Annotated in this window: 13 protein-coding genes; all 13 read left to right on the top strand. The window is 35.1% G+C overall.

Annotated features, from left to right (window positions below; all coding sequences use genetic code 11):
* Positions 1–101: 101 nt before the first annotated feature.
* The 13 genes from J2Z80_RS10235 (at position 102) to glmM (ending at position 12,511) form a co-directional block, all read left to right on the top strand.
* Positions 102–1,040 carry an AAA family ATPase gene (locus J2Z80_RS10235; RefSeq protein ID WP_209454303.1) on the top strand — a complete coding sequence of 313 codons (939 nt, stop codon included), beginning with the start codon at positions 102–104 and terminating at the stop codon, positions 1,038–1,040.
* Positions 1,033–2,190 (top strand): DUF58 domain-containing protein, encoded by a 1,158-nt coding sequence (locus tag J2Z80_RS10230; RefSeq protein WP_209454302.1) that lies wholly within the window; start codon positions 1,033–1,035, stop codon positions 2,188–2,190. The genes J2Z80_RS10235 and J2Z80_RS10230 overlap by 8 nt, the downstream gene beginning before the upstream one ends.
* Positions 2,156–4,285, top strand: coding sequence for a transglutaminaseTgpA domain-containing protein (locus tag J2Z80_RS10225; RefSeq protein WP_209454301.1), 2,130 nt, complete (start codon positions 2,156–2,158; stop codon positions 4,283–4,285). Before J2Z80_RS10230 ends, J2Z80_RS10225 begins: the two co-directional genes overlap by 35 nt.
* Before the next feature lie 95 nt (positions 4,286–4,380).
* Positions 4,381–4,794 carry a universal stress protein gene (locus J2Z80_RS10220; RefSeq protein ID WP_209454300.1) on the top strand — a complete coding sequence of 138 codons (414 nt, stop codon included), beginning with the start codon at positions 4,381–4,383 and terminating at the stop codon, positions 4,792–4,794.
* Positions 4,795–4,926: 132 nt separating this feature from the next.
* Positions 4,927–5,760 (top strand): diadenylate cyclase CdaA, encoded by an 834-nt coding sequence (gene cdaA / locus J2Z80_RS10215; protein WP_280953186.1) that lies wholly within the window; start codon positions 4,927–4,929, stop codon positions 5,758–5,760.
* Positions 5,750–6,940: a CdaR family protein gene (locus J2Z80_RS10210; protein WP_209454299.1), complete on the top strand. Its 1,191-nt coding sequence runs from the start codon at positions 5,750–5,752 to the stop codon at positions 6,938–6,940. Before cdaA ends, J2Z80_RS10210 begins: the two co-directional genes overlap by 11 nt.
* A gap of 67 nt (positions 6,941–7,007) precedes the next feature.
* Entirely contained in the window at positions 7,008–7,682 is a 675-nt protein-coding gene (locus J2Z80_RS10205) for a hypothetical protein (protein WP_209454298.1), read from the top strand.
* 16 nt (positions 7,683–7,698) lie between these two features.
* The gene (locus J2Z80_RS10200; RefSeq protein ID WP_209454297.1) at positions 7,699–7,911 is read left to right on the top strand and encodes a 4Fe-4S binding protein; all 213 of its coding nucleotides are present in this window, start codon (positions 7,699–7,701) and stop codon (positions 7,909–7,911) included.
* An 18-nt stretch (positions 7,912–7,929) separates the two neighbouring features.
* A complete protein-coding gene (locus tag J2Z80_RS10195) occupies positions 7,930–8,997 on the top strand; it encodes a 3-methyl-2-oxobutanoate dehydrogenase subunit VorB (RefSeq protein WP_209454296.1) in 1,068 nt (355 codons plus the stop codon).
* Positions 8,997–9,755 carry a thiamine pyrophosphate-dependent enzyme gene (locus tag J2Z80_RS10190; protein ID WP_209454295.1) on the top strand — a complete coding sequence of 253 codons (759 nt, stop codon included), beginning with the start codon at positions 8,997–8,999 and terminating at the stop codon, positions 9,753–9,755. Before J2Z80_RS10195 ends, J2Z80_RS10190 begins: the two co-directional genes overlap by 1 nt.
* Positions 9,748–10,299 (top strand): 2-oxoacid:ferredoxin oxidoreductase subunit gamma family protein, encoded by a 552-nt coding sequence (locus J2Z80_RS10185; RefSeq protein WP_209454294.1) that lies wholly within the window; start codon positions 9,748–9,750, stop codon positions 10,297–10,299. The genes J2Z80_RS10190 and J2Z80_RS10185 overlap by 8 nt, the downstream gene beginning before the upstream one ends.
* Positions 10,300–10,406: 107 nt before the next feature.
* A complete protein-coding gene (locus tag J2Z80_RS10180) occupies positions 10,407–11,015 on the top strand; it encodes a lysophospholipid acyltransferase family protein (protein ID WP_209454293.1) in 609 nt (202 codons plus the stop codon).
* Positions 11,016–11,167: 152 nt separating this feature from the next.
* Positions 11,168–12,511: a phosphoglucosamine mutase gene (gene glmM / locus J2Z80_RS10175; protein WP_209454292.1), complete on the top strand. Its 1,344-nt coding sequence runs from the start codon at positions 11,168–11,170 to the stop codon at positions 12,509–12,511.
* The last annotated feature ends 17 nt before the right edge of the window (positions 12,512–12,528 follow it).

Here is a 12,528-nt window from a genome sequence, read left to right as displayed (position 1 = left end):
CTTGTTTAAGGAAAATTTTTTTTGTATACTTATAGTAAAGAAACTATAGAATTTGGATAAAATATTTGTGTATTACAGATATTAAAAACTATGGAGGAATTATGGAAACGATAGTTAAAATTATTGACAATATAAACAAAGTGATAATAGGAAAGACAGAAGAAGTGAAATTGGTGTTGGTGGCACTCTTATCTGGTGGACATGTTCTCATAGAAGATGTTCCAGGAGTTGGGAAGACATCATTAGTTAAAGCATTGGCGAAGTCAATTAATGCTGATTTTAAGAGAATACAATTTACGCCAGATCTATTGCCATCCGATGTTATTGGCGTTTCTATTTACAATCCAGAAAAAGGAGTATTTGAGTTTAAACAAGGACCTATAATGAGTCAAATATTGCTGGCTGATGAGATAAACAGAACATCACCTAAAACACAATCAAGTCTTTTGGAGGCAATGGAGGAAAGGCAGGTTACAGTAGATGGAAAGACTTACATGTTGCCTCGGCCTTTTATGGTAATCGCCACACAAAATCCTATTGAATACGATGGTACATTTAGACTTCCCGAAGCACAGCTAGACAGATTCATGATTAAAGTCAATTTAGGATATCCAGATATTAAACATGAGATTGAGATGCTTAAAAGGTTTGAGGAGTTAGATCCTCTTGAAAATTTAAAGCCTGTTGTATCGATAATGGAAATATTGAAAATGCAAGATGAAGTAAAGTCTGTCTATGTTGATGACAGCATTCTTGATTATATTATTACGATTGTCAACAATACCAGAAATTTATCGACTGTGCTTCTAGGAGCAAGTCCGAGAGCGGCAATTAGTTTGATGAAGGCGTCGCAAGCCAAGGCTTTTATAGAAGGACGCAATTATGTTCTGCCTGATGATGTGAAATATTTAAGCGTGCCAGTTCTGTCACACAGAATAATATTAAAAAATGAAGCGAGATTTAATGACCTTGATGAGAGAAGTGTGATAAAAGATATCTTGAATGTGACAAAAGTTCCGGTGGTAAAGAAATATGCGTAATTTTATTCTTTTGTTGTCATTTACAACAGTATCTTTTCTGTTTGCAATATTTACTGGGGGAGAAATACTTTATTACATCTTCTTTGCTCTTTCATCAATTTTATTATTAAGTGTTTTATATTCCATAATAGGTAGAGAATCAATCGAGCTAAAAATTGATATAAAAGACAGTGAAATCCATGTTGGAGATAAAATTGGATACAAGATAAAGATTAAAAATAAATGGTTTCTACCTTTGATATTTATAGCTATTGATGATAAAAATGAAAGCTTTTTTCCCATAACGACGAATTTAAATCCATTTCAAAAGAAAGCAATAAAAAGAAGCATCGAGTGTAAAAGAAGGGGGATATATAAGATAGGTCCTGTTAAAATAAAATTAAGGGACCCTTTTGGCATATTTGAGGTTAAAAAGACGTTTAATAAAAAGCATAAGATAATTGTATATCCCAACGTATATGATATTTCGATTGAGCTGCCTGCAATTGCGGAAATAGGTAGAGCTGAAGGCAAAAATAAGCAATACGAAGATTATACAAACTTATCAAATTTAAGAGAATACATTGACGGTGATAGCCTTAAAAGGGTTCATTGGCGAATATCTGCAAAACTACAGAAATTGTATGTAAAAGAATATGAATATACGGCATCAAATGAAGTTTTTATAATATGGGATTTGTATAGACAGCATTACAAAGAGGACTATAATGGAATGATAGACGAAAAAACGGCAGAGTGTGTACTTTCCATTGCAAAATATTGCCTTTCCAATGGTGTACCTGTAAGCCTTGTCGATTATGAATCAAACAATCTTTTGGCGAAATGCAAAAGCATAAAAGATTTTAGTATTTTTAAATTATTGACTCTTAAATTGTTTCCGACTTATGATAGTGATTTCAATGAAAAACTATTGAATAATATAAGATGTGTTTCTAGAGAGTCTACATTGGCGATAATTACACCATATGTTGATGAAAGAACTGTATTTACACTGTCAAATATTAATTTGCATCAAAATGTAATTATATTTTATACAAATAAAGAGCCAGTAAAAGAAGAAATAAAAAGAAAATTAGATTGTTTGCGAATAAAACTTATTCCTTGGGGAGATAAATATGAAGATATACGCAAAAAAGTTCAATATATTTGAATATATTATAAATGTTATCTTATCAGTAATACTGTCATTGTCGATATTTGTGGGCTTGAACTTTAATGTAAGTATATTTGATATCATATTTTTATCTTCCGTATTCGTTGTTTTACTGACATTTCTTTTTAAGCGGCCGCAACTTATTATAGCATTTCTTTCATTGTTCATTTTAGTAGATTTATACTATTTTTACATGAAGAAGGATGTGCTTACAAAAGTCGTTGTAGATATTGATAGATATATAAATTGGCTTTACATATATATGGGAGAAACAAATTGGCCTGACGGATTTAGCCAATTGACAAGCAGGTATTTTTTGACGACTGCTATATTAGGTATTTTTGTCGTTGCACTGATTATTACTTTTTTAAACAGCATCTTAAAGAGTTATTTTTTAACGATGCTTTTCGGTGTATTAGTATGTGTTTTTCAGTGGTATAATTATGTCGATAAAGCGTATATTTATTTAATATTTTATGTTGCTGTAAGTTTTATAAATATGTCAATAAATTATTATCAAAAGGCTGGAAATGGCAAAGCGTCAATTGTAAGCCTGCTTATAATATCGATGGTGTTTTCTTCTATAAGCACTGCAATTGCATATGCACTGCCAAAAAGTTTTCAACCTGTTGTGTGGAAATCAATGAATGATAAATTCTATGCTACATTTCCATTTACAAAAACATGGAGAAACGGTGTAGGAAATGAAGGCACTACAACGACTTTCAGCACTGACTTTAGTTCATTTTCTCAGGATCTGGGTGGGCCGAATAGTGTAAGTGATCAAATTGTTATGAGGGTAAAAGCTGATGAAAGCACATACTTAAGAGGTGAAGTTTTTGATACTTATGAGAACAACAGATGGACAAATTCTGAGATCCAGCACAATTTTGGAAATGACAATTATTTTCCGCCTGCCTTTTCAAAAGGTATAAAATACACCATAAAAAAGTTAGAAATTTATCCGGTAGCGATGAATACAAATATTATTTTTTCGCCTTGGCAGCCGTATCATGTAAGTATTAACAATATATACGACAAAAGCTCTTTAACATTGATATCTATGGGAAGAAGGATAAAAAATCCTTATGTTGTTGAATATTACAAACCTGACATAAGTGCCAAAGATTTAGAGAATGATAAAGCTGTTACCAGCGATGATATGAAAAGGTATCTTCAATATCCTGATAATTTGCCTGAAAGGGTAAAAGAATTGGCCTTAAGTATAACTAAAGATAAGAAGACTGATTACGACAAAGTAAAAGCCATTGAGCAGTATCTTAGAAATACGTATAAATACAATCTGGATGTTCCTGAAACACCACATGGAAGAGATTTTGTCGATTATTTTCTTTTTGATTTGAAGCAAGGCTATTGTACGTATTTTGCAACTTCAATGGTTATCATGTTAAGGACTATAGGGATACCGGCGAGATATGTTGTAGGCTTTAAAATGCCTCCTCCACCTATTTTCGGGGATAATTATGATATTGAAGCATCATATGCCCATGCGTGGGTTGAGGTACACTTTCAAAACAGCGGCTGGGTTACATTTGAGCCAACAGCTATTTATTCCGAGACATTTTCTCAAGCAGCAGGTGCTAATATCGGGACACCATCTTCCACTCAGCCAAATACCAATACCGGTAATGTAGCCATACCGAAAACAAGTGTCAACCAAAATAAGACGCAAAGTAATATCGTCAAAAACCAGGCAGAAAACAATACAATTCCTCGCAGAAATATGTATGCAACCATAGTAGTATTGATTGCAATATTAATATTAGCCATCGTGGCTGCTATTAAATATGTTTTGCTAAGAAAATATCTTGGCTCTAATAAAAATGCATATGTATATTATTACAATAAAATACTTAAAAGACTAGGGAAAAGAGGTCTCAGAAAAGATGACAGTGAAACAACTTTAGAATATCAAGAGAGAGTCATGAATGCTGGATTTAAAGATTTTGACAGAGTAACAAAAGTATACAATGATTTGGTGTATGGAAATTTGGAGCCATCTAAAGACGATGTTGCATATATAAAAGAGTACTTAAAAAGGAATATCAGGAATAGAAAAAGTTTAGCATGAATAATTCTGATGATTTGTTCGATTGACACAAATGTTATTTTAAATATATAATATATTTGGTGTGGTTATTATTTCTCCTGATAGGAGGCTTGCTGATGGTTTTAAGTTACGAGCCTGGGGTAAAAAGCAGGATCATGGTTTGCGTTACGCCTCAAAAAAGTTGCCGAAGGCTTGTTGAAAGAGGAGCAGAGAGGGCAAGAGAGACAAATGGGGAATTTTGTGTTGTGTATGTAAATAGAAACAATGATATATATAAAGATTTGAAAGAACATAAGATTTTAATTGAACTCTTTGAGATGGCTCAGAAGTTGGGTGGCAGAGTATCTATATTAGTGGGCAGAAAGATATCTGATACATTAGCTGAATTTGCAAACGAAAACGATATTACAGAGATAATAGTTGGCAAATCATTAAGGTCTGCTTTTGAAGTACTGCTTCATGGGGATGTAATAAATCCTCTTATAAAACGTGTTGAAGAAAAAAATATCATAGTGGAAGTCATAGAATGACAATCATTCTATGACTTTTTCTATATTTAAATATTAAAGTTTATAGGATTTTGCGGATTATTATTGTATAATTATTATGAGCAAGTACTAAAATTATATTAGTTTACAATTTTGCCTCAAGAGGTGAGCTTTTTGTTCAATGGCCTTATAGAAATAATAAAGACAATGAAAATAAATGATATTGTCGACATAGCAATAATAGCATACGTAATGTATCGCCTTATCTTAGTCATAAGAAAAACGAGAGCAGAACAGTTGTTTAAGGGAATTATAATACTTTTAATATTGACGAAGTTAAGTGAATGGCTGCAGCTTAGGACAGTCAATTATATTTTAAGCAATGCAATGACTGTAGGCGTGATAGCACTTTTAATAGTATTTCAGCCGGAACTGCGAAGAGCTTTGGAATCACTTGGCAGAAGCGAGTTCATAAAGAGAAACTTCTTTATCATAAACGATGATGTTCAGGATATAGAGGATGTCATAAGTGAGATATGCGATGCTGTTCAGTTTTTGTCTAGATCAAAAATAGGAGCACTTATAGTTTTAGAAAGAAATACAGGGTTAAATGAACTGATAGAAACAGGCATATCCCTTGACTCTAAGATATCTAGCGAGCTTCTAATAAATACATTTATACCAAATACTCCACTTCATGATGGTGCAGTTATAATAAGAGGCGACAGAATAATGGCTGCAGGATGTTTTTTGCCACTTACTGATAATCAGAATTTAAGCACAGAGCTTGGTACAAGACATAGGGCTGCAATAGGAGTGACAGAGATATCAGATGCTGTATCAGTCATAGTTTCTGAGGAGACAGGTACCATCTCATTGGCTCAAAATGGGAGAATCTCTAGACATTTGGATATAAAGACATTGAAGGAAGTTCTTCTAAGTATGTTTAAAGTAAAAGAGAGCAAAGGACCCAATTGGTTTAAATGGGGGAATAAACATGCTGAGTAAAAATATCACAATAAAGATACTTTCAGTTGTTTTAGCCTTTATATTATGGCTTTATGTTATGGGAGAGAAAAATCCTGAAATATCATACGATATAGGCAATATTCCTGTAAATATTGTTAATGTGAATACCCTTGATAAAAAAGGATTGACATTGGTTGGTGATAAGAACTTCACAGTGACAGTGAGAATAAAGGGAAGAAGAAGCGACGTTATGAGTGTAAGGCCTTCTGATATACAGGTGGAAGCAGATGTAAGCAGGATAATAAGTAAGGGGATAAATGTGGTGCCGGTACAAGTTATTTCACTGCCTAAAAATGTGACATTTGTTTCAGCAAATCCATCTGAGATAAAGCTGGATGTAGATAAAGTAGCTAGAGTGCAAATGCCTGTTCACGTCAAGGTAAATGGCACTGTTATGGATGGATATGCAATGAAGCCGGCTATATTGACCCCTGGTGAAGTTATAGTTAGTGGGCCGGAAAGCAAAGTTAACTTAGTAAAAACTGTAATTGCTCAAGTAGATATGTCAAATAAGTCAAAGGATGTAAATATATCTGTTCCAGTTGAGGCTGTAGACAGCGATAACAATGAAGTCAAAGGAGTTGATTTAAATCCCCAATATATCAAAGTTGAGATAGATGTAAATAGAGCAATAAGAGTGCCTGTAAATGCTAAAATATTTGGCAAGCCAATGGACGGGTATGACGTAGCGGAAGTTAACGTCCTACCTGAGTATGTGTACATTACAGGAGAAGATTCTGTCTTGAATTCTATAAAAAGTATTGATACAAAGCAGATAGATATATCAGGGAAAAACGCATCTTTCACTGAAAATGTACCTTTTGACCTTCCAAATGGTATTAGTCTTGTCAAAACCGGCAGTACGGCAAAGGTGTATATCGATATTGAAAAAATAGTTACAAGCGACATTACACTCAGCAATATCGATGTGAAGGGTGCAGACAATAAAAACGTGACTGTTTCAAATTCCAATGTCGTAATAACAGTGACAGGCCCTGAAAATGTAGTAAATTCGGCGACTCCAAGTGAATTTAGTGCTTATGTAGATGTAACAAATGCTTCACCAGGCACCCAGACATTGCCAATAAATGTTACAACAAATTTAAATCTAAAAATAGTTAAAGTAAAACCAGAGACTGTAGATGTGAATATTCAATAAAATGAATTTATTGCTTATTTCTTTTAGAGCAATGGGCCAAGAGTATGCTAAACAAAGGATGATTATAATGGATTATAAGAGACTTACGATTGTTCTTGGACATTATGGTACAGGCAAGACTGAAATAGCCATAAATTATGCAAGATATATTAAAGAAACTGGACAAAATGTAGATATTGTAGATCTAGATATAGTAAATCCCTATTTTCGCCCCAGAGAGGTGAGAAAAGAGCTCTTTGATAAATGGGGTATTAAAGTAATCGGTGTTGATGAAAAGTACATGAATGCTGATATACCAGCATTGTCTAGAGATATATACAGTGTTATTCAAGATAAAGAAAAGCATGCTGTGTTTGACATAGGAGGAGATGATGCAGGGGCAATTGCATTTGGACAGTATCACAACATCATATTCAATAAAGATGTCGATGTCCTATTTATCGTAAATGTCAATAGGCCTTTTACGAAAGACGCAGATTCGGTGATAAAATATATAAAACTTGTTGAAAATGCGGCAAGAATTAGAGTGACTCATCTCGTTAATAACACACATCTATCATATGATACATCTATAGAAGATGTCATAAAAGGGCAAAAAATAGTAGAAGATGTGTCTAGGATAACAGGAATACCTGTTAAAATGACTACTGCCAAAAGAGATATTGCCGAAAAACTTAATAAGATGGGTTATGAGGTATTCCCTATAGATTTATACATGAAAGCACCATGGAATAAAATTTGATGGAGATGATAAAAAAATGAAACAAGTCATATTTAACGAAAACTTATGCAAAAGCTGTGAACTATGCTTGGAGGCATGTCCAAAACATATAATTGAGATGGATCTAGACAGGCTAAATGTCAAAGGATATCATCCAGCAATAATAAAACCCGAAAACATAGAAAAATGTATAAGCTGTGGGTTCTGTGCAATCATGTGCCCTGATACAGTCATAACCGTTATAAAGTGACAAAGGGGGAAAATAAAAATGGCTAAAGTATTGATGAAAGGAAATGAAGCATTAGCAGAAGCTGCTATACAGGCCGGTTGCAGGCACTATTTTGGTTATCCTATAACACCACAAAACGAAGTAACAGCATACATGGCAAAAAGAATGCCAAAAGTAGGAGGAGTATTTCTGCAGGCAGAAAGCGAAGTATCAGCCATAAACATGGTATACGGAGCAGGTGGAGCAGGAGCAAGAGTCCTAATCACTTCATCAAGCCCAGGAATAAGTCTCATGCAAGAGGGAATCTCTTATATAGCCGGAGCGGAAATACCATGCGTAATAGCCAACGTAATGAGAGGTGGTCCAGGACTTGGAGGAATACAACCTTCACAATCAGACTACTTCCAATCAACAAAAGGCGGAGGTCATGGGGACTACAAACTAATCGTCTTAGCACCATCAACAATACAAGAAATGGCAGACCTTGTCCAACAAGCCTTCGACATAGCTGACAAATACAGAAATCCAGTCATGATACTGGGAGATGGTATGTTAGGACAGATGATGGAACCTGTCGACTTTGACAACATAAAAAAAGGAGAAAACCACATAGAAGAAAAAACATGGGCAACAACAGGCATGGGTACAAGAAAGAAAAAAAACATCATAAACTCCCTTGAACTAGATCCACAAATGTTAGAAAAACACAATATAGAACTGTTTAAGAAATATGAAAAAGCCTCAAAAGAAGAAGTGCGTTATGAAATGACCAACTGTGAAGATGCAGAGATAATACTGGTAGCATATGGCACAATTGCAAGAGTTGCCAAAAACGTAATCGAATTAGCAAAGCGAGAAAACATAAACGTAGGACTAATAAGGCCCATATCACTGTGGCCATTCCCAGTTGAACCATTTGAAAAAACTGTGAATTATGTTAAAAGATACCTATCAATAGAAATGAGTATGGGACAGATGGTAGAAGACGTAAAGCTAGCAGTCAATGGACGAAAACCAGTGTACTTTTACGGGAGAGCAGGAGGAATGGTACCAGAACCAGCAGCTATACTAGAAGAAATCAGAAAAATATCAGGAGGTGCAAAATAATGGCTGTCGTATTTCAAAAGACCAAAGGCCTTACGGATGTCCCATTTCATTACTGTCCCGGTTGTACACATGGGATAGTCCACAGGTTAGTAGCAGAAGTAATGGAAGAACTAGGAGTATTAGACAAAGCAATAGGCGTTGCACCTGTAGGGTGTGCAGTTTTTGCCTATGAATATTTTAACTGTGACATGCAAGAAGCAGCACATGGGAGAGCACCAGCAGTAGCTACCGGTATAAAGAGGGTTCATCCAGACAGAGTTGTATTCACATATCAAGGTGATGGCGATCTAGCTGCAATAGGCACAGCAGAAACAGTACATGCAGCAGCAAGAGGCGAAAACATAACAGTGGTATTTATAAACAACGCCATATACGGAATGACAGGAGGACAGATGGCGCCTACATCTTTGATAGGGCAAGAAACACTTACAACACCGTATGGGAGAAAACCGGGGAACAACGGTTATCCGGTGAAGATGTGTGAAATGCTGTCGACACTTGATGGAGCATCCTACATCGAAAGAGTATCAGTATACGACGTAAAACACGTACTACAAGCAAAAAAAGCAATCAAAAACGCATTTACAGCACAAATAAACAAAAAAGGATTCTCCATGATAGAAGTGCTGTCAAGCTGTCCAACAAACTGGGGCTTATCACCAAACGAAGCACTAAAATGGATTAAAGACAAAATGGAACCGTATTATCCATTAGGTGTATATAAAAACACCTTGGAGGAGGTCAAACAAAATGGATGAAAAAATAATATTTGCAGGATTTGGTGGACAAGGAATCATGTCAATGGGACTTATAATGTCATATGCAGGTATGATGGACGGGAAAAATGTATCATGGTTACCGTCCTATGGACCAGAAATGAGAGGTGGCACAGCTAACTGTCATGTAACAATATCTGATGAACCAGTAGGATCCCCAATAATAAACGAGGCAACGATAGTTGTGGCAATGAATAGACCTTCTCTAGAAAGATTTGAAAAAGATCTTGTGGCAGGTGGCATACTGCTTATAAATAGTTCATTAATAGACATAGGCCCTCAAAGGAGCGACATTGAAGTATACAGGATTCCAGCAAACGATATTGCAAATCAGATGGGAAATCTCAAGATTGCCAATTCCATAATGGTTGGAGCATTGATGAGTTTGAAAAACATAGTAAGTGAAGATGCTGTAGTAAATGCATTTAAAAAAGTCTTTGAAGGAAAAGAAAAACTGATACCAATAAATATACAAGCATATAATAGAGGTAAAGAGTCTATTAACTCCCAATTTGCTGTAAAATAAAAATCTTAGCTAATTATTTCCCAAAGGAGATTCCGGTTTATCGTTTTTTTATTTTAGATAGAGAACTTTTTTTGCTAAGTCATCTATTATAATTATGGGTGATATTGATGATATTGTACAATTTGATAAAGATGATTACAACTGGGCTGCTTGCTTCATTTTATAGTTTTAGCGTAAAATTTATAGATGATATGCCAAAAGGACCGTGTATATTTGTAGCCAATCATAAGAGCATTTTAGATCCTATCGCATTGATAGATGCGCTTGATAGGAGAGTTTTCTTTCTTGCCAGCAAGGATTTATATAAAATTCCAATTTTAAATTTGATTTTAAATGCTTTAGAAACAATACCTATCAAAAAAAATTCTGCAGATGTAAGTGCTTTAAAAAAAGCCATCAAGATGCTTGATGATGGACGATCGATTGCTTTGTTTCCTGAAGGTGGAATATCTTTGGATAAAGGTGTAAAAAAGATTTACAAAGGTGCAATGTATCTTTCGTATAAATCTGGGTTTCCTATAGTGCCTGTGGGAATAAGTGGAACTGACGTAGTGCTACCTATTGGAGAGTATTTACCTCACAGTGGGAAAATTTCTGTAACAGTTGGTAAAAGCATATATCCAGATTTATCGCTTAAAAAAGCTGAATTGCTAGAAAATATGAAAAATGCGGTAGTAAATGCCCTAAACGACCTTACAAGTTTTCATTCAAAATAGGATTTTAGGTGAAATTTTACGTGGATGCAAGACTATAATTTGAACTTTTATGAAATTAGAGTGAATATATAGCAAATTGCATTGACTTAATCGGTGTGATAAAATATTATCGTATATCGTATGATTTTTGATTACTGAAAGGAATGGATTATATGGCTAGATTATTCGGAACAGATGGTGTGAGGGGTGTTGCCAACAAAGATCTTACACCGCAGCTTGCATTTGAGCTGGGAAGGGCCGGCGCATATGTTTTGACGGAATGCTCCAGAAGGCCAAAGATTTTGATAGGACGTGACAGCCGCGTATCTGGCGATATGCTAAAGAGTGCCCTTACAGCAGGACTTACATCGGTTGGAGCTGAAGTCATAGATGCAGGTATTATACCGACACCCGCTGTTGCATATTTAACAAGGCTTTATAAATTAGATGCAGGAGTAGTTATTTCCGCATCACATAATCCTGTAGAGTACAATGGAATAAAATTTTTCAATAAAGATGGATATAAACTTCCGGATGAAGTAGAAGACAAGATAGAAAAGATAATAAATGAGAATAGCGATTTACCAACTCCGACAGGATTGGATGTTGGGAATGTGATAGAAAGCAAAAGTGTTCAGAGGGATTACATCGAATTTTTGAAGTCTACCATAAACTGCGATTTAAGAGGCTTGAAAATAGTTTTAGATTGTGCATATGGTGCCAGCAGCACGGTTGCACCAATACTCTTTCATGAATTAGGTGCAGATGTAATACTTTATGGTTCGCATCCAAATGGAGAAAAAATAAATGTCAAGTGCGGATCTACGAATCCAAAGGTATTGCAGGAGATTGTAGCTGGAACCGGTGCAGATGTAGGATTTGCTTTTGATGGAGATGCAGATAGATTAATTGCAGTTGATGAAAAAGGCAACATCGTTGATGGAGATCACATAATGGCTATGTGTGGCATATATCTTAAAAGTAGAGGTAAATTAAATAAGAATACAGTAGTTGTGACAGTGATGAGCAATATAGGTTTGGATATAGCGCTAAAACAAAATGGCATAGATGTCGTCAAAACAAAAGTGGGTGACAGGTATGTATTGGAGGAAATGGTTAAAAACGGTTACTCAATAGGTGGCGAGCAATCAGGTCATATAATATTTCTTGACCACAATACAACAGGAGATGGGGAGATTACTGCTCTTAAGGTTGCTGAACTTCTTGTCTCAAGTGGCAAAAAACTATCAGAATTATCAGGAGTAATGGTTTCATATCCACAGGTTTTGATAAATGCCAGAGTCAAGAATGAATTAAAATACAAATACATGGATGATGAAGACATAGCTAGAGAAATAAATAAATTAGAAAAGGAGATGCAAGGCGAAGGACGAGTTCTTATAAGACCGTCAGGTACAGAGCCATTAGTCAGGGTAATGGTAGAAGGGAAAGATCAAGAAAAGATTGAATCGATGGCAAAAGAATTGGCTAGCTTGATTGAAAAAAAGCTTAATTAATGGTGCTTATTAATGCA

Source organism: Thermoanaerobacterium butyriciformans (assembly GCF_017874545.1).
Lineage (GTDB): Bacteria > Bacillota > Thermoanaerobacteria > Thermoanaerobacterales > Thermoanaerobacteraceae > Thermoanaerobacterium > Thermoanaerobacterium butyriciformans.
This window is presented reverse-complemented; position numbering and strand designations above follow the sequence as displayed.

Excerpts from the sequence above, each read along its gene's own strand:
- J2Z80_RS10235 (WP_209454303.1), top strand. The coding sequence starts at position 102 with ATGGAAACGATAGTTAAAATTATTGACAATATAAACAAAGTGATAATA.
- J2Z80_RS10230 (WP_209454302.1), top strand. The coding sequence starts at position 1,033 with ATGCGTAATTTTATTCTTTTGTTGTCATTTACAACAGTATCTTTTCTG.
- J2Z80_RS10225 (WP_209454301.1), top strand. The coding sequence starts at position 2,156 with ATGAAGATATACGCAAAAAAGTTCAATATATTTGAATATATTATAAAT.
- J2Z80_RS10220 (WP_209454300.1), top strand. The coding sequence starts at position 4,381 with ATGGTTTTAAGTTACGAGCCTGGGGTAAAAAGCAGGATCATGGTTTGC.
- J2Z80_RS10210 (WP_209454299.1), top strand. The coding sequence starts at position 5,750 with ATGCTGAGTAAAAATATCACAATAAAGATACTTTCAGTTGTTTTAGCC.
- J2Z80_RS10205 (WP_209454298.1), top strand. The coding sequence starts at position 7,008 with ATGGATTATAAGAGACTTACGATTGTTCTTGGACATTATGGTACAGGC.
- J2Z80_RS10200 (WP_209454297.1), top strand. The coding sequence starts at position 7,699 with ATGAAACAAGTCATATTTAACGAAAACTTATGCAAAAGCTGTGAACTA.
- J2Z80_RS10195 (WP_209454296.1), top strand. The coding sequence starts at position 7,930 with ATGGCTAAAGTATTGATGAAAGGAAATGAAGCATTAGCAGAAGCTGCT.
- J2Z80_RS10190 (WP_209454295.1), top strand. The coding sequence starts at position 8,997 with ATGGCTGTCGTATTTCAAAAGACCAAAGGCCTTACGGATGTCCCATTT.
- J2Z80_RS10185 (WP_209454294.1), top strand. The coding sequence starts at position 9,748 with ATGGATGAAAAAATAATATTTGCAGGATTTGGTGGACAAGGAATCATG.
- J2Z80_RS10180 (WP_209454293.1), top strand. The coding sequence starts at position 10,407 with ATGATATTGTACAATTTGATAAAGATGATTACAACTGGGCTGCTTGCT.
- glmM (WP_209454292.1), top strand. The coding sequence starts at position 11,168 with ATGGCTAGATTATTCGGAACAGATGGTGTGAGGGGTGTTGCCAACAAA.